General features: G+C 65.3%; 14 protein-coding genes. 7 read left to right on the top strand and 7 right to left on the bottom strand.

From position 1 onward, the window contains the following. Positions 1–97 precede the first annotated feature (97 nt). Positions 98–619: a hypothetical protein gene (locus tag ACZLIB_RS12025; RefSeq protein ID WP_478467682.1), complete on the bottom strand. Its 522-nt coding sequence runs from the start codon at positions 617–619 to the stop codon at positions 98–100. A gap of 24 nt (positions 620–643) precedes the next feature. Then, positions 644–856 carry a hypothetical protein gene (locus tag ACZLIB_RS12030; protein ID WP_012511105.1) on the bottom strand — a complete coding sequence of 71 codons (213 nt, stop codon included), beginning with the start codon at positions 854–856 and terminating at the stop codon, positions 644–646. Between the two features lie 245 nt (positions 857–1,101). Between ACZLIB_RS12030 and ACZLIB_RS12035 the strand changes: the two genes are divergently transcribed. Next, on the top strand, positions 1,102–2,349 hold the full coding sequence (locus tag ACZLIB_RS12035) for an arsenic transporter (protein ID WP_478467684.1): 1,248 nt from the start codon (positions 1,102–1,104) through the stop codon (positions 2,347–2,349). A gap of 26 nt (positions 2,350–2,375) precedes the next feature. On the opposite strand, the gene ACZLIB_RS12040 is transcribed toward ACZLIB_RS12035, so the two are convergent. Next, positions 2,376–3,527 (bottom strand): serine hydrolase domain-containing protein, encoded by a 1,152-nt coding sequence (locus ACZLIB_RS12040; protein WP_478467685.1) that lies wholly within the window; start codon positions 3,525–3,527, stop codon positions 2,376–2,378. A 104-nt stretch (positions 3,528–3,631) separates the two neighbouring features. Beyond that, positions 3,632–5,284 carry an ABC transporter ATP-binding protein gene (locus ACZLIB_RS12045; RefSeq protein ID WP_478467686.1) on the bottom strand — a complete coding sequence of 551 codons (1,653 nt, stop codon included), beginning with the start codon at positions 5,282–5,284 and terminating at the stop codon, positions 3,632–3,634. Positions 5,285–5,397: 113 nt separating this feature from the next. On the opposite strand from ACZLIB_RS12045, the gene ACZLIB_RS12050 reads away from it, so the two are divergent. From ACZLIB_RS12050 to ACZLIB_RS12065, 4 genes are read left to right on the top strand one after another with little or no spacing between them, the layout of a single operon-like run. Continuing rightward, a complete protein-coding gene (locus tag ACZLIB_RS12050) occupies positions 5,398–7,788 on the top strand; it encodes a TonB-dependent receptor plug domain-containing protein (protein ID WP_478467687.1) in 2,391 nt (796 codons plus the stop codon). A gap of 6 nt (positions 7,789–7,794) precedes the next feature. After that, on the top strand, positions 7,795–9,258 hold the full coding sequence (locus tag ACZLIB_RS12055; RefSeq protein ID WP_478467688.1) for a DUF3526 domain-containing protein: 1,464 nt from the start codon (positions 7,795–7,797) through the stop codon (positions 9,256–9,258). After that, positions 9,255–10,610: an ABC transporter permease subunit gene (locus ACZLIB_RS12060; protein WP_478467690.1), complete on the top strand. Its 1,356-nt coding sequence runs from the start codon at positions 9,255–9,257 to the stop codon at positions 10,608–10,610. Before ACZLIB_RS12055 ends, ACZLIB_RS12060 begins: the two co-directional genes overlap by 4 nt. Before the next feature lie 12 nt (positions 10,611–10,622). Next, entirely contained in the window at positions 10,623–11,333 is a 711-nt protein-coding gene (locus ACZLIB_RS12065) for an ABC transporter ATP-binding protein (RefSeq protein ID WP_478467691.1), read from the top strand. On the opposite strand, the gene ACZLIB_RS12070 is transcribed toward ACZLIB_RS12065, so the two are convergent. From ACZLIB_RS12070 to ACZLIB_RS12080, 3 genes are all read right to left on the bottom strand, one after another. Continuing rightward, the gene (locus tag ACZLIB_RS12070) at positions 11,330–13,171 is read right to left on the bottom strand and encodes an asparagine synthase-related protein (RefSeq protein WP_478467692.1); all 1,842 of its coding nucleotides are present in this window, start codon (positions 13,169–13,171) and stop codon (positions 11,330–11,332) included. The two genes, ACZLIB_RS12065 and ACZLIB_RS12070, sit on opposite strands and share 4 nt — an antisense overlap. Positions 13,172–13,182: 11 nt before the next feature. Continuing rightward, on the bottom strand, positions 13,183–13,884 hold the full coding sequence (locus ACZLIB_RS12075) for a lasso peptide biosynthesis B2 protein (protein WP_478467693.1): 702 nt from the start codon (positions 13,882–13,884) through the stop codon (positions 13,183–13,185). Positions 13,885–13,959: 75 nt separating this feature from the next. Further along, positions 13,960–14,121 (bottom strand): hypothetical protein, encoded by a 162-nt coding sequence (locus tag ACZLIB_RS12080; protein ID WP_162292259.1) that lies wholly within the window; start codon positions 14,119–14,121, stop codon positions 13,960–13,962. A gap of 205 nt (positions 14,122–14,326) precedes the next feature. Here ACZLIB_RS12080 and ACZLIB_RS12085 point away from each other — a divergent pair, with 205 nt between their 5' ends. After that, complete coding sequence (locus ACZLIB_RS12085) at positions 14,327–15,253, top strand: hypothetical protein (RefSeq protein WP_478467695.1); 927 nt, start codon at positions 14,327–14,329, stop codon at positions 15,251–15,253. Positions 15,254–15,880: 627 nt separating this feature from the next. Continuing rightward, positions 15,881–16,402 carry a helix-turn-helix domain-containing protein gene (locus ACZLIB_RS12090; RefSeq protein ID WP_478467697.1) on the top strand — a complete coding sequence of 174 codons (522 nt, stop codon included), beginning with the start codon at positions 15,881–15,883 and terminating at the stop codon, positions 16,400–16,402. Positions 16,403–16,423: the final 21 nt, after the last annotated feature.

Below are 16,423 nucleotides of genomic sequence, written 5' to 3' on the forward strand. Positions count from 1 at the left end.
TGGATGCCGCAGGTAGACCCGGCAGGTGCCTTGATCAGCAAGTGATCGGGGCCGGGGGCGGCATTATAGATGCGCGCAGGACCACGTGGCCGAGGTTCTATCTGGGTAGCGGGCGTGCCTGCTCCTGCGCTCGCGACATCGCAGGGGTCCGTCTCAGCGCAAGCGCCGCCTTGATCCGCCCCATCTCTCCCGCCCCGGCCTCGGCCAGGCGGCGGGCCTGCTGCCGCTGCTCCCGCGTGAGCGCGGAAGGTGGTGGAGTACCGGCATCCAACAGCCGCGCCACCGCATCGCGCAACCGCAACTGCGGGCAGAGCCGGGCGGCACACCATCGCTCGGCGTAGCGCTTGGCCTGGCGAGCATTCACGGCGGCCACGACCTTGGGCTGGGGTGATTTCCGCGCGGCGAGGAACAGGCGGACGCCGAGCACGGCATGCGGCACGACGTTGGCCACACAGCGGCCGTTCCACCACAGGTCCCAGCGGTCACCGCTCTGCACCCAGCCGGAGGGCCGGGTAGCGGTCATGAAATCGGGAGGGCTGGAGGGTGAATGCATGGCCGGAAGAATACGGTCGGCCGTCGCATGGAATGAGATTGCGGATTTGCGCTGGCGACCTCTCAACGCTTCTGCCGTAGCGAAGCCCTCTCACCACTCTGGGCCGAGCAGCTTCTCCACCTCGGTTTCGAGTTTCTTTGCGGCTTCGGCCTGCGAGGCTACCTTGATGCACAGCCCGGACTGCGCGGGACCCGGAGTCAACTGGTAGCGGTTGATGGTGCCGCCGCCGTCGCCATCCAGCTCCACCCGGGCTACCAGGGTTCGGCCGTTGGCATTGAAGATCCAGTCCCGGTATTCGGACATCGTTGATTCCATGCGTGACACTTTGAGTGGCCTTCACTCTAAGCGGAGCGACGGTGAAGAGCGCCCGAAGAAAACGTTCGCGGAGCGTGGGTGCCGGGGGCATGCGGCAAGCAGACGAGCATGGGCTGGGCTCCACAGCTCGGGCGCGGCTCACGGAGTATGATGCCGCCTTCCCCGAACTGCCGTGATTGCAGCGGGCGCGCTCCTGCGAGGTACGCGTCGGCGCCGCTGAGACACCCCGCCCGATGCTCGTTTCCTACTCCTCTTTCCTCATCTGGGCGGCCGTGGCCGTTGCCACCGTCGGCCTGCTGTTCCGGCCGTTCCGCATTCCGGAATATGTGTGGGCACTGGGGGCTGCCCTTCTGCTTCCACTGCTGGGAGCGGTGTCGTTCGGCACGACCTTGCACGCGGTGGCCGAGGGCCGCGATGTCTATCTGTTCCTGGTCGGCATGATGGTGCTGGCCGAGCTGGCCCGGCGCGAAGGCCTGTTCGACTGGCTGGCGTTGTACGCGGTCCGCCATGCGGGTGGTTCGGGACGACGCCTGTTCGACCTGGTGTTCCTGGTCGGCACGCTGGTGACTGTGTTCCTTTCCAACGATGCCACGGCGGTGGTGTTGACCCCGGCGGTCTACGCCGCCTGCAAGGCCGCCCGTGCCAACCCCCTGCCCTATCTGTTCGTCTGTGCGTTCATCGCCAATGCGGCCAGCTTCGTGCTGCCCATTTCCAACCCGGCCAACCTGGTGGTGTACGGCCAGCACATGCCGCCCCTGATGCAGTGGCTGGCACAGTTCGCGCTGCCGTCGCTGGCCGCGATCGGCGCCACCTATCTGGTGCTGCGCTGGGTGCATCGGCGCGAGATCGCGCAGCCGCTGGTGGCGGCGCCGGCGCATCGCCCGCTGACCGAAGGCGGCCGGCTGAGCGCGCTGGGCGTGTTGTTCACCGGCACCGTGCTGCTGGTGACCTCCGCACTGAACGGCCCGCTCGGCCTGGCCACGTTCTGTGCAGGCACGCTGAGCGCGGCAGTGGTGGCGATGCGCCAGCGGCGCAGTCCGTTGCCGCTGCTGCGCCATGTGTCATGGGGCGTACTGCCGCTGGTGGCCGGCCTGTTCGTGCTGGTGGAAGCGGTGGCCCAGACCGGTGTCATCCAGGCGGCGGCCAGCGCGCTGCAGGCCGTAGCGCAGGCATCGCCACACCAGGCCAGCTGGCTGGCCGGTGGCGCGGCGGCGTTGCTGAGCAACGTGGCCAACAATCTGCCGGTCGGCTTGGCCGCTGGCTCGCTGGGCCAGATGGCCGACCTGCCGGCACAGACCCGCGCCGCATTGCTGGTCGGCGTGGACCTGGGCCCCAACCTGTCGGTGACCGGCTCGTTGGCCACGATGCTGTGGCTGGTGGCGCTGCGCCGCGAGGGCGAGCATGTCAGCGCGCTCGACTTCCTGCGCGTCGGCGCGCTGGTGATGCCGCCTGCGCTGATCGGGGCACTGTTGCTGCTCTAGCCGGGGGCTGCCGGGCGCCACCCGGACTATGGGGTCTTGCCTGCAGCAATCTTCCCGACCAGGGCATCGATCGCCGCTTCCATGGCATGCGCGGTCTGGTCGCCACTCTGGTTGGTGATCACGAAGATGCCCAGATCGTGCTCGGGCATGATGTAGATGTAGCACTGTGAGCGCGGTACGCCACCGTGATGGGCATAGTAGACGCCCTTCTGGCGATCGCCGGCGACGATGTTCCAGAAGTAGCCGATGCTGAACTCGTCGTCGAATCTGGCCAGGGCGCGATGCGATTGCTTTACCACCGGCCCATTGGCCAGTTGGAACTGAAGGTACTTCACCATGTCCGGGACGGTTGCTTTGACGTTGCCGGAAGCGCCCCATGGCAACTGTGGCATCGGCGTGGTCGGTACGGGATTGTCGCTGTGATAGCCGGCCGCCAACCGCGGCGCTTCGGCATCATCCAACCTGATCCGGAGGCCGGTCATCGCCGCGGAGTCGCTGAAGAAGCCACGCAGCAGTGACGCGTAGTCGGTCTTGTAGGCCACCTCCAGAACATGCGCCGCCAGCTCGGTCCCTGCGCTGGAGTAGGCGTACTCCTTCCCTGGCATCCGCCGAATCTGTACGGCGTGCAGGTCCCGGAGGAAATCCGTCTTGCCGTAGTGCGCGTAGAGCGCATTGAGCTCGCCCGGCGTGCGGTGATCGGTAAAGTCCTCCAGTACCGTGTTCGCGCGCTCCGGCAGCATGTTCGGCAGGCCACTGGTGTGCGACAGCAGGTGGCGGACGCGGATGGGTTGGCCCTGGTACTGCAGGTTGGGATAGTCGCCCTGCAGGTACGTGCGAACGTCATCCTCCAGGCCCACCCTGCCTTCCAGCACCGCATTGGCCATCAAGGTGCCGGCCAGCGTCTTGCTCAGTGAGCCGATCTCATAAAGCGTGGCATCGGTCGGCGCGCCGGCTGTACCGGCCACCATATCGCCGCGATGGCGGATGAAGGTCCTGCCCCGGTACACCACGCCAATGGAGGCCGAGTGCAGCAAGGGCTGCTCGATCAGGGTCTGCGCAACCTCGTCGATCTCTGCCCCCGGTTCCTTCGATGGCGCCTTCCCGCCCGTGCATCCGGCACCAAGGAGTACGACGGACACGACGAAGGCATGAAACCAACGTCTGTTTCGAACGGTCATCGAAGTGGCTTCCATGCGTTGGCGCTTGAAGGGCGATCAGGAAAGAGCGCTCACGATAGCCGATTGTCGAGACGAACACGCTGGCTGCGGAGCGCCTCCTGGCCCTAAGCATCGCCCCCGAGATCAATCACCCGGTCAGTCGGGCTCACGATGCCTCGCCGATGGGTGATGGCCACCACGGTTACATCGTTCGCCAGTGCGCGGATATGGTCCATGATCTCGCGTTCAGTGGCCTCATCCAGCGCGGAGCTTGCCTCGTCCAGGAACAGGATCGTCGGCTCGCCATACAGTGCACGGGCAATCGCGATGCGTTGGCGTTCCCCACCGGACAACTTCAGGCCCCGCTCGCCCACGGTGGTTTCAAGGCCCTCAGGCAGCGCCTCGATCAACGGCAGGATCGCAGCCTTGCGTGCGGCACGCTGCAGCCGATCATCATCGCGTGCGCGCCCCAACAGGATGTTGTCGGCCAGGCTTTCGTTGAGCAGGATGACATCCTGCGGAACCACCGCGACAGCGGCATGCCAGGCCGCACGGTCGATCCGGGACAGGTCAAGGCCATCGACCAGGATCCGGCCACGCTGGGGATCGATCGATTTCAGGGCGAGCTTGAACAGCGTCGACTTCCCTGCCCCGGTCGGCCCGATCAGGAAATTGATGCCGCCACGTTCGGCCTCGAAGGACACATCGCTTACCCCGCGACCGTTGCCATAGCGGTGGCTGACCCGCTCGAACGCCAGCCGGCCGCTTTCACCCGCAAAGCGCTGGGCATCGGCCACCTGCTGCTCCTCGGGCGCCGCCCACAAGGTGGAAAGCGGAGCCAGCATGCTCCACGAGCGCGCGACGTCATCGATCGAACGGGCGATCATCTCGAACGGCATGTTGAGCTGGAGCAGCAGCAGATTGAAGAGGACGATGTCGCCGACGCTCAGACCGCCACTCTGGTAGCGCGGCAGCAACAGATGGAAGGTAACGATGAACTCGACCGCCAGGCCGATGCCCAGCAGCGCAATGAAGCCGATCCGCTGCAGTACGTAGGCGCGCCAGCTGTCGCGCACCTCCTGGGCCTTCTGCTCGAAGCGCTGCACCATCCAGGCGCTGCCGCCGAACTGGCGCAGCGTCTCCATGGCATTCATGGCATTGCCGACGAAGCGCGCGTTCTGCTGGCCGGCCTCGACCGCAGCTTCGCGATGGATGCGTGCGCGCCGGGTAGCGATGGCGGAAAGCGTGACGGCTACCGTGCCGTAGGCCAGCACGATGGCCACCACCTGCAGGTTGATCAACGCACCCAGCGTTATCAGCGTCAGCAGGATCTGCAGCGCACTGGGAATGAAGGCCACCAGCCCCAGCTGCACCACGATCTTCAGCGCGCCACGGCCTTTCTCCCCTGCAACCTGCAGCTCGGCGGCGTTGTACTCCAGGAAGAAGCTGTTGGTCTTCTTCAGCAGACGGGCGAAGTAGCGGGTACTGGTGATGAAGCCAAGATTCTCGCCGCTGAGGAACGACAGGTACTGCACGGTGTTCTGCAGGGCGCTGCCAGCGCCAAGCATGACCGCATACAGCAGGAAGCCGCCCGCGAGAGCGCCGACCCCGTCGATGGGCAGACGGTCGATCAGGCGTGAGAAAAGATAGGGCGCCGCAACATTGGCCAGGCTGGACAGCACGACACTGCCGGCGATGAGCAGCAGCAGCCTGCGGTCAGCCTTCCAGTACGTGCCCAGGATTTCAGCGACGGGCGGCGGAACAGCAGTCTTCTTCATCGGCCTGGTTCCGGCGTGGACTCAACCCCAGAATGATATGCTATAACATATCTATTCAGGAGCGACGTAGCCACGTCGCAGGCCACTTTCGGATGGGATCGATGGACCGGGGAATGACGAACGTATCCGCTGCCATGCCACGCGCGCTCATGGCCCTCAGCATTGCCGCTGCACTGTTGGCCAGCGTGCCTGCGATCGCCCAGAACCCCGGCGATGCCCGGCGTTCGCGGGCCGCAGGCGCAGCGCCCGAGGCACCGACTGCGACCCTGGACAAGGTGCTGGTGGTCGGCAGCAACATCCGCGATGCCATTGGCGGCGGCGCCTCCCCGATCATCGTGATCGACAAGGAGGCCATCGACCGCACCGGCGTGGCCACCGTGCAGCAGCTGTTCGAGAAACTGCCGCAGAACTTCGGCGGTGGCGCCAATGGTGCCAACGTCGCCAACCTTGGCGTCGACCGCGATACCGGCAACAACTTCGGCCAGGGCACCGCCATCAACCTGCGCGGTCTGGGAACCGGCACCACGTTGACCCTGATCAACGGCCACCGCGTGACCTCGTCGAACCGCTACCAGTACGTGGATGTCTCGCTGATATCGCTGAGTGCGGTGGAACGTGTGGAGATCCTCACCGACGGTGCCTCGGCCATCTATGGCACCGATGCGGTCGGCGGTGTGGTCAACATCATCCTGCGCCGCGACTTCACCGGGTATGAGACCGCTGTGCGTTACGGCGCCGTGACCACCGGCGGCATGGAGGAATACCAGGCCTCGCAGTCGGCAGGCTGGTCGTGGGATGGTGGCCATGTGCTGGCCAGCTACGAGTTCCTGAAGCAGAGCAACCTGCCGGCGGTGGACAAGGATTTCTCGAAGAACGTGCGGGTCAAGCCGTACGACCTCTACCCCGGTTCGAAGCGCCACAGCCTGTACGTGGACGGCGTGCAGCAGCTCAGCGATGTGCTGACCCTGAACGTGACCGGCTCGTTCGCCAAGCGCGAGATGGACACCACCATTTCCGGCACGGCCGACGAAACCCGGTTGTTCCCGCACACGCGCCAGTTCGACCTGTTCGCGGGACTCACCCTGGATCTTCCACGCGGGTGGCAGGCGCGCCTGAATTCCGGGTTCGGCAGGAGCGATGTGTCCTATCAGCGCACCACCATCACCGGCAGTTCGGCCAGTACGGCGCCACCGACCGATACGAACTCCGAATCGCGCTACCTGGACCTGGTCGCCGACGGTGAGCTGTTCAGCCTGCCCGCCGGTGGGGTTCGCGCGGCATTCGGCGCGGGCTATCACCGCGATGGCTATGAACTGATCGATCACCGCGGCCTGGAAAAGCCATTCGACCTGCATCGAACGATCAGGTCCGCCTTCGGCGAGCTCAACATCCCGCTGCTGAAGGACATGCCGGGCGTGCGCAGCCTGTCCTTCACTGCGGCAGCGCGCTATGACGATTACAGCGATTTCGGTTCCACGCTGAATCCCAAGCTCGGCCTGCTGTGGGAGGCGACCCAGGGGCTTTCGTTCCGTACCAGCTATGGTCGTTCCTACCGGGCGCCGGTGTACCAGGACATGCAGTTGAACAACACCGTGGTGGTGGCGAACGTGCCCAACCCGAGTGCAGCCAATGGCAACACCATCCTGATGATGCTCTCCAATGGCAATCCCGATCTGGGCCCCGAACGGGCCAAGACCTGGACCGGCGGTTTCTCGTTCGCGCCGCCGTCGCTGCCGGGGCTCAAGATCGATGCGAACTACTACCACGTCGAATACGCCGACCGTATCGGCAGCGGCTTCGGCGGCAGCTTCCCGTCGCTGTTCCTGCAGTCCACCGCACCTTACGCAGACATCCTGACCACCAATCCCACGCAGCAGCAGATCCAGCAGGCACGCCAGCTGGGCGTGTCTGGCCTGGGACTGTTCGTCTCGCGCGTGGGGCCGTATGCGTTGCCGCCAGGCATGGACGAAACCAACAGCCAGGTGATCCTCGACAACCGCTTCCGCAACAACGCCTTCACCCGGCAGCGTGGTGTCGACTTCAGCGGATCCTATGGCTTCGATGCCGGCCAGACCCACATCGGGCTGAACCTGGCCGGGCAGTACATCATCGAGTCGAAGCGGCGCGTGACCAGCACGTCGCCCGAGGTGGATGCGGTGAATTCGGTGTACTACCCGGTGGACCTCAAGATGCGCGGCGGCATCGCGCTCAGCCGGCAGCAGGCCGCGGCGGGGATCTTCGTGAACTACGTGGACAGTTATCGCGACCCCGCCAATGTCGCCCGGCCCCACGTCAGCTCCTGGACGACCGTAGATCTGAACCTCGCCTACCACTTCGGTGCATCGGCGGACCCGCAGCGTGGCACATCGCTTGCGTTCAACGTGCAGAACCTGTTCGACCGTGATCCGCCGTTCATCGTCAACAGCATCAACACCGGCTATGACCCCACCAATGCAACAGCGCTGGGTCGCTTCCTGTCCATGACGCTGACGCACCGCTGGTAAGCCGCCATGCGCGCCGAAGCCCCTGCCCTGTCCCGGTCCGTCATGGCCATCCAGCAGGCGTTTGCTGTTGCGGCAACCCAGCTCACGTTGATGTGGCGCGAGCGGCGCGTGCTATGGCTCGCCCTTGCCCTGTTGCTGATTGCGGGAGCATCGGTGCTCAGTGGTGCTGCACGCCTGACCCTGCAGGCACAGGAGCGCCAGGCAATGAGCGAGGAAGAGGCGCGGCTCTGGGACAGCCAGGGCACAATCGACCCGCATAGCGCCGCACATGTGGGGCGTGCCATTGCTGCCCCTGTGCGGCCACTGGCTGCACTGGACCCGGGGCTGACGGACTACCTGGGAACCTCGGTGTTCATCGAAGGCCACGCGCAGAACCCGGCCCGGCACCGTGCCGTGGATGGTGGCACCGCACTCAGCCGCTTCGAGGGTTTCTCTGCGGCGTGGGCGCTGCAGGTGGTGGCGCCGCTGCTGATCATCCTGGCCGGGTTCGCCACACTGTCCGGCGATGTGGCCCGCGAGACGCTGCGCCAGGAACTCGGTACCGGCGCCTCGGCCGGCGTGCTGATCTGTGGACGCTTGATTGCCCTGGCGGCCGCCTCGCTGCTGCTGGTGATGGCCATGCTGCTGATCAGTCTTCCGGGCCTGTCCATCCAGTACGGCGACGCCACGGATCTTGCCGCCCTGCTCGCACTGGCGGCCGCCTACCTGCTCTATCTGCTGGTGTTCTGTGCACTTACCGTGGGGGTGTCGGCACTTGCCGGCTCGGCACGGACGTCACTGGTCGTGCTGCTCGGCTTCTGGGTGGTGTCCACGCTGCTGCTGCCGAGGGTGGCGCCTGCGGTTGCCGAATCCCTGTACCCGACCCCTTCGGCACCGGCGTTCAGGACCGGCGTGACCGAAGAAGCGGAGAACGGCGCGGATGGCCATGACCCGGCCGACAAACGACTTGATGCCTTGCGGGCGGCGTTGATGGCACGCTACCGGGTCGACAGCGTTGACGACCTGCCGCTGAACTTCCGCGGCGTGGCGCTGGAGTTTGCCGAGGCCAACTCGACGCGCGTCTACAACCGCCATTTCGATCGCCTGCATGCCACCTACCAGCAGCAGGACGCCACCCAGCGCCTGTTTGGCCTTGCCTCGCCGACGCTGGCGCTGCAGTCCTGGTCGCGCGCCTTCGCCGGCACGGATTTCCCGGCGCATCTGGCGTTCCTGCGCGGCGTGGAGGACTACCGTTATCGGTTGATCCAGGCACTCAACCAGGAAGTGAAACTGCACAAGGCACCACAAGGCGGGAAGCACGTGGCCGACATCGCCGGCATCACCCGTTCAGTGCACTACCGGCCGCCGCAACAGACCCTGGCCGGTACCGCTACCGCGCAGCGCGGAAATCTCGTCATTCTGCTGGCCTGGCTGATGCTGGGTTGCGTGGTGGTGCTCATCTCCGCACGGAAGCTGGGGAGATCGCCATGAACGTTGTGTCGATTGCCCGCTATGAGATCCGCCGATTGCTGCGCGATCGAGCGCTGCCGGTGCTGCTTGTCCTGCTGCTCGGGCTGGGTGCCTACGCCGCGTGGAACGGCCGCGCGTGGGTGGACCAGCGCGAGGCGGCCATCGCCCTGATCAAGCAGGAAGAACAACAGACGAAGGAACGCAGCCGGGCATTCGTCGGCAAGGCGCCCTCGGTGCTGCCCCGCGCCCAGCCGGTGCTGGCGCCCGCCGCCATGGCAACGCTGTCGATCGGCCAGGCAGACGCCTACCCCTACACCGCCGATGTGGTCGCGCTGGGCGATCCGACCCTGCTGCTCAAGCACGTCTGGGCCGACATCGGCAATCCAGCGGCACGGGTTGCGGGACGGTTCGACCTCGCCTTCGTCATCGTCTTCCTGCTGCCGCTGGTCATTCTCGTGGCCACCCACGATCTGTGGTCACGTGAGCGCGAGCGCGGCATCGCAGCGCTGGTGCTGTCACAGCCGGTGTCGGCAACGCGTCTGCTGGTGGTCAAGGTGCTGGCCCGTGGCCTGATGGTGCTGCTGCCCGCACTGGCCATCCTCCTGGCGGTGACGATCGGGGCCGGCGCGCGCAGTCCTGCGGGCCTGGCCATGCTGGCCCTGACCGTCCTCCTGTACGGCGCGTTCTGGCTGGCCCTTGCACTGCTGATCGGCTGCCTTGCCCGGCGCACCACCGAGGCGGCCATCGCCGCCGGCGCGCTGTGGCTGCTGATCGTGGTCATGGCGCCGTCGCTGGCGCTGGCCACGGTGAACCTGATCGCGCCGCCGCCGTCACAGATGCAGTTCGCCACCGAAGTGAAAGCGATGCAGTCCGATATCGCCACGCGCCAGCAGCGCGAGCATGCGAGGTCGGCGCCAGTGAATTCGCCGTCCCCCGTCATCTCCGACACTGTGCGCCAAGCCTACGCCGATCGGGTTGCAGCTGACCGGGAACTGGAACGCCTGATCGCCTCGCATGCGCAGGCCGAGGTCGCACATCGCCAGGTTCTGGACAAGGTGCGGCTGCTGCTGCCGGCCGTCGCGACACAGGACGCGCTCGACCGCATCGCAGGCTCGGATGCCGACCGCGCGCTCGACTTCCAGGGGCAGGTCCACTCCTTCTGGCAGGCGCGGCGGCTGTTGCACAAGGCCTATCTGGATCGTGACGCGCCGCAGACCTTCGAAGAGTACGACACCCTGCCCCGCTTCCAGTTCCACGAAACAGCCGGCGTCGCCCAACGTGGTGTCCTGGCCGATCTCACCGCACTGATCATTGCCACCCTGCTTGTCCTGCTTGCAGCCGGTGCATTGCGCAGCCGGCTGGCAACGCCCTGAGGAGACGTCCACATGCTGTCTGCAAAAAGCCTGGTCATGGAACACGGTGCACATCGGGCGCTGGATGACGTCAGCTTCGAGGTGAAGCCCGGCGAGATCTTCTGCCTGCTGGGCGCCAACGGCGCCGGCAAGTCGACCACCATCAAGCTGTTTCTTGGCTTTCTGAAACCCACCTCCGGTGCGGCCGAAGTGGACGGTCTCAGTGCGCACCAGCAGCCGCGGGAGGTACGCCGGCGGCTGCTGTACATCCCCGAGACCGTCGCGCTGTACGACGAGCTGACCGGCTACGAGAATCTGGACTACTTCGCCCGCCTGGCCGGTGTCGAGGAACGCTCGCCAGCGCGGTTGAAGGACGCACTCAGGTCCGCTGGTCTGGCGACCGACGCATTCGGGCGACGCGTGGGCCTCTATTCCAAGGGCATGCGGCAGAAGGTCGGCATCGCACTGGCCATCGTCAAGGAAGCCAGGGCCCTGTTGCTGGATGAACCCACCTCGGGCCTGGACCCAACGGCGTCAGCCGAATTCCATGAGTTGATCGTGCGGGAACGCGATCGCGGCACGGCGATCCTGATGGCCACCCACGATCTGTTCCGTGCCCGGGAAGTGGCGACCACGATCGGCCTGATGCGGGCCGGCCACCTGCGCAGGACGCTTGATGCCAGCACGATCACCGCGAACGATCTTGAGAGCCTGTACCTGGAAGAAATGAGCCGCAGCGCCTAGGCCACGGCGGCCGCCTGCGCGCCACGCTGGCCGGACCAGCGCCGCAGCCACGCTTCGATGTTGATCTGCGGGCCGAAGATGCCGAGCACCTGCGACGAGTGGTCCGGGCTGACCTGCTGGATGCCCGCATCGGCCAGCGCGCTGTCGAGATAGCCGCGCCTGGCCAGCATACCGTCAACCAGCAGATTCCTGATGAACTGCTGGTGCCCCTGGGTGACCGCCACGGAATGATCATCCAGATAGGATTTCACCTTCCGCGACAGCAGCACCTCCGGCAACAGGCCTTTCATTGCACGCCGCGCGATGGTGCGGTCTTCCGCGTCCGCGATGAGCAGGTGCAGCGGAATGCGCGCGAACAGTTCGACAAGCGGCTGCGCACTGATCGGCGATACGCCATGCCAGTGGCCTGCACCTTCGAAGGGATCAAGGACGCTGGTCGGAAACACCATGCGGCCGATATGGGCCAGCTTGTAGGGTGATACGCGATGCCCCTGCGCCTGCGCATGCCGCAACCAGGCCGGCTGCAGGCCATCCTGTTCGGCGCGGTCCACCCGCACCCATGGGCAGGGTTTGCCCCAACGGCCATTGATGCTGCCTGGCCGCTTGAGCAGACCATGGACCATCGCATCCTTCAGCACCCCGTACAGTGAATCGCCGGACTGCGCGGTTTCGAAGGCGACGCGGAAGAAATCCCGGTCGATGCCGCGCCGCCAGGCGTAGTCGATCGCAGCGGCATTGCCCTTGAAACGCAGGAACACCGCATCACCGCCAACGCCGGTGAACTGCACGGTGTCACCGTCGAAGGCCACGTCACGGCGGTGGAGAAGATAGCCGGAACAATGCGCCGGCCGGGCTGTACGCGGGAAGGTCATGATCTCTTCCAGCGCGCAGTGAGGTTGCCTTCGATACTCGATGTATTCGCAACGCCTGCCCGAGGAATCACTGGCCCCTTGCACTGCCATCCGCGCGAACAGCCGTTCGTCGGCACCGATGCCATCATCGTAGTGGTGGACACACGTCACCTCCGGTGCCGACGGCGCCTGCAACAGGCCGGCCAGGATGATCGAGGAATCCAGCCCGCCTGACAGCTGCAGCTGGATGCGCCGGTGCGGGCTGGCCAGTGCACCGATGCAGCCCAGCAGCGTGAAACGCGCCAGCGACACGGCTTGCTGAAGATCTTCGATCGGCGCGTCGCGGGCCAGCCGCACCACGTCCCACTGGCAGTGCCGGCCCACCTGCTCACCATTGCGGATTGAAACCGCTTCGCCCGCTTCGACCGCCGTGACCTCCTCGAAGCCGGTCTGCAGGCCATCACGAAACGGGTACAGCAGCGAGTACGACAGGAAGGACCAGTCAACGCTGAAATCGCGTAGGCCCAGCATCAGGCAGTCTTCCATGTTGGAGAAGACCAGCGTCAACTGGCCCACCGTGGTCATGTAGCACGGGATCTCCGCAGTGGGATCGCGCAGGACGAACCAGCTCGACGTTTCCTGCTGGAAGCCGAACGCCACGTAGCGGCCCCAGTAGTGTTCTACGATGCTGCGGCCCCGGCTGCTGCAGGCGGCGTCCGCTGTGGCGGGATCCAGGTTCACGCAGCAAGGCACTTTGCCTTCGCCGAACGTCTTGTCGAACAGCTTGCCCAGTACCACCAGCGCGTTCGAGCGATTGCATTCGAAATAGCCGTGGTTGTCGCTCTGCACATGGATCGCCGCGCCGTTGTCGTTCAACACGCAGGCGATGCCGGGCAGCCTGGCGCCGATCCTTTCCACGATGCGTTCCGCCTGCGCCGTCGCGGATTCCGAGTGGGTGTTCCAGAGCACGGCGATGTATCGGTACATGGCAGGTTTCGTTACAGCACCAGGATGGGAACCATCCGGCGCAGGTTGAAGGGAATGTCGGTCAACACCTGATCGCCGTGCTGCAGCCAGCAATGCGCGGCGAACGGCTGGGTTCTGACCGCGAACACCCAGGCCGGAGCGATGCCGTAGTTCGACAGGAATCCGCGCATCGCCAGGCAGTAGAGAAAGCACTCATCGGTTTTCCTGAAAGCCAGGGGCCGAAGCCAGTCGAACACCCGCACCCGCAGGGCCAGTTCTTCAGCGCTTACCGGCCGGCTGTGGCCGCGATCCGCCCGACGGCGCACGGCCGACACCGTGGAACTGAAAGGAAGGAACGTTCTGCTGCAGGCGGCATAGGCGCACGAGGCGATGAATCGACGCAGGTCGCGCGCCATGATGGGCGGACGGCCACGCGGCGCGCCTTCGCGCGCCCAGTACCGAGGCAGCGCAATGGCAGGGCTGGCAGCGGATTTCCCCTGCTGCGGATCCGCGGTGATCAGGCGGCGGTCGATCAATGCCTGCAGAAGCCTGGGCGTGCTTGCGTCATCGGACTGCAGGGGCCAATCGAGAACGAGCTTGCCAAGGCCTGCGGCGCCGCGTTTTTCAAGGGAGAGATACTTTCCCGTGGCCTGGTCCAGAATCACCATCGCATCGCCGGTGACACAGACGTGGGCGTGCTTTGACAGGAAATACGGGGCGGCAGCCTGCTCCATCATGCGCTCCTGCGCCGGAACCGGAGAAGCGGTGCATGCAAGGCATGCACCGCAGATGCGACATTGCGCGGCAGATCAGGGCGACGTGGTCGGGAACACGCCATCCCACAACGTGCCGTGGTTGTGCGCCTTCGTTTCCGAAACCACCGAGCCCAGCTCGATCAGTTCGCCACCCATGCCCTGATCCTCAGGGTTCTGCTGTCCTGCCACTACACCCAGCTCAATCAGCTCGTTCATGAACATCTCCTATCGTCAGTGGATGTACCCGCGCATTGCGTTGGATCGCGTTGCATTGGATACGGAGCAGCCAAGCCACCATCGCCGCGACATTGCAGGGCGATTGCCGCCAAGGCACCTTAATGTTACGATATAACATATTATTTTGGCGTGACGAATGACGCCAGCGGCCCGTTGTCGATATGACCTACGAGAGGCGAGAGGGATGAGCAGCGAGATCAGAGACGACGGCCTGGATCCCACGCTTCTGCTGAAGGGGATGTTTCCCCTGCCGAAGCTCATCCGCTTCGTACGGGAGCGTTGCCCCCCGGGACGCTTCGACGAGACTGCGCTGGTGGAGGAATGGCGGACGGCACGTGCCGAGGTGCTGAGGCTGCAGCAGGAGGAAGCCGGTGAGGCCGACGCCATCAATGTCCATGCGTTGGCGGATGAGATGCTGCCGCTGGCTGAGCAGACGCTGCGACAACCCTCGATGCACCGGATGACGAGTGTTCTGCCACGCAGTTGGCAGATGGTCGAGATCGATCGACTGGTGATCTTCCAGGAGTGCATCAACCTGCGTCACATCGATCAGTTGGCGGCATCCCTGACCGCCTCGCCCAGCGCGCAGGAGGTCATGCAGCTTGTCGCGCGCAGCGGCAGCCATGCACATCCGGAAGTGCGCTTCACCCAGTCCGATGGCAGCTACACCTTCGCGTCCACCTCGAACGACCTGCGCTTCCTCGATGTGGCGACCCTCGATCCGGCTGCCATCGCCGACTACGAGCCGTTCGGCGCAGCCAGCCACGCCGTCGTCATCTATCTGGGTTTCAGTGACAACCTGATCAGCGCCACCCGGTTTGGCAAGCGCATGGTGCTGACCAATGGCTCCCATCGCCTGTACCTGCTGCGCCGGCTCGGGTTCAGCCATGCGCCCTGCCTCGTCACCGATGCCTCCGACAGCGACCTCAGCGAGGTTCTGCTGCCGGCGGCGGTCAAGCAGGATCGCGGATTCTACCTGTCTTCCCCGCGTCCGCCGCTGTTCAAGGACTATGTCGATCCTCGCCTGACCTGCGTCGTGCCGGTCACCCGCAAGCACTACGCTCTGAGGGCCAAGCTCGACCTGCAGAGGATCACGGTTCCGGCCTTGTAGGCCTGGCTGTCCAGCTGCTTCGATGTCGTGCGGTCGATATGGCCGGATTGGTGAATCACCTGGCGGAACTGTCGAATGACGCCTGCGGGCTTGCCGCATACGCTTCCCATCCTCAACAAGAGAGGATGTCAGCGTGATTGAACAGCCACGGACCACCGAAACCACAGGAAAGGACGCGCCGATCGTCCATGTCCTGATGGGCCTGATCTGTGTCTGGCACAGGCGCGAAGCGGCATCGGCGAGCGATGAAGAGTAAGCGCCGCCGTACTGCCCCGCGTAGCTCTGAGTCGTAGGTCCGGCGTGGAGATTTCGATTGCAGGGCTGAGCGAGGTTGGGCCCGACTACCCGGACCGTGTCGATCTTCCAGTGATGGTGCTTGGGCTGGACCCCATTCCAGATGCCTGGCAGATGCCCTTCCATGCGCACCGGAAGGCACAGCTGCTGGTTGCCACGCGCGGCTTGATCATGCTGGAGACTGCAGCCGGCCTGTGGGTGGTTCCCCCACAGGGTGCGATCTGGATTCCCGGTGGCCTGTCCCATCGGGCCAGCAGCAGTGGGCGGCCGCACGGGTTCGTGGTGTTCGTGGAACCCGGTGTCGTGCCGGGGCTGCCGACGCACTGCGCTGCAATGGCGATCACCCCGTTCATGCAGGCCCTGCTGGAGCGGGCATCCGCCCTTCCCGGGCACTACGAGCCTGGCAGCGCGCAGGACCGCCTGATGGCCGTGTTCCTGGATGAGCTGATTGCTGCGCCACCGGAGTGGCTCCATCTACCCATGCCATCCGATGCAAGGTTGCGCCGGCTGGCCAATGCGATGCTGGACACGCCAGCCGAACGGGCAACGCTTGAAGTCTGGGCGAGCCGGATTGGAATGAGCGAGCGCAACATGTCGCGCCTGTTCTCTGGAGAAACCGGTTTAAGCGTAAGGCGCTGGCGCAGGCAGCTGCATGTTGTGGTCGCGCTGCCGCTGCTGGCCAAAGGCAGGACAGTGCAGGCCGTTGCGGACCACCTGGGCTATGACAGTGCCGGAGCGTTCGTGACCATGTTCCGCAAGACCGTGGGTGCGCCGCCCAAGCGTTTCCTGGCGGAGCGAGGCACTCGGCAGCGGGCATCGGACGCCGACGATCAGCGGCCGCAGGAGCCACGTTGACGGATGCGGGAGCGCGTGGCT

This window comes from Stenotrophomonas sp. 220_Sma (genome assembly GCF_056487375.1).

Coding starts and splice junctions, on each gene's coding strand:
- ACZLIB_RS12030 (WP_012511105.1), bottom strand. CDS start 856: ATGTCCGAATACCGGGACTGGATCTTCAATGCCAACGGCCGAACCCTG.
- ACZLIB_RS12035 (WP_478467684.1), top strand. CDS start 1,102: ATGCTCGTTTCCTACTCCTCTTTCCTCATCTGGGCGGCCGTGGCCGTT.
- ACZLIB_RS12040 (WP_478467685.1), bottom strand. CDS start 3,527: ATGACCGTTCGAAACAGACGTTGGTTTCATGCCTTCGTCGTGTCCGTC.
- ACZLIB_RS12045 (WP_478467686.1), bottom strand. CDS start 5,284: ATGAAGAAGACTGCTGTTCCGCCGCCCGTCGCTGAAATCCTGGGCACG.
- ACZLIB_RS12050 (WP_478467687.1), top strand. CDS start 5,398: ATGACGAACGTATCCGCTGCCATGCCACGCGCGCTCATGGCCCTCAGC.
- ACZLIB_RS12055 (WP_478467688.1), top strand. CDS start 7,795: ATGCGCGCCGAAGCCCCTGCCCTGTCCCGGTCCGTCATGGCCATCCAG.
- ACZLIB_RS12060 (WP_478467690.1), top strand. CDS start 9,255: ATGAACGTTGTGTCGATTGCCCGCTATGAGATCCGCCGATTGCTGCGC.
- ACZLIB_RS12065 (WP_478467691.1), top strand. CDS start 10,623: ATGCTGTCTGCAAAAAGCCTGGTCATGGAACACGGTGCACATCGGGCG.
- ACZLIB_RS12070 (WP_478467692.1), bottom strand. CDS start 13,171: ATGTACCGATACATCGCCGTGCTCTGGAACACCCACTCGGAATCCGCG.
- ACZLIB_RS12075 (WP_478467693.1), bottom strand. CDS start 13,884: ATGGAGCAGGCTGCCGCCCCGTATTTCCTGTCAAAGCACGCCCACGTC.
- ACZLIB_RS12080 (WP_162292259.1), bottom strand. CDS start 14,121: ATGAACGAGCTGATTGAGCTGGGTGTAGTGGCAGGACAGCAGAACCCT.
- ACZLIB_RS12085 (WP_478467695.1), top strand. CDS start 14,327: ATGAGCAGCGAGATCAGAGACGACGGCCTGGATCCCACGCTTCTGCTG.
- ACZLIB_RS12090 (WP_478467697.1), top strand. CDS start 15,881: ATGGCGATCACCCCGTTCATGCAGGCCCTGCTGGAGCGGGCATCCGCC.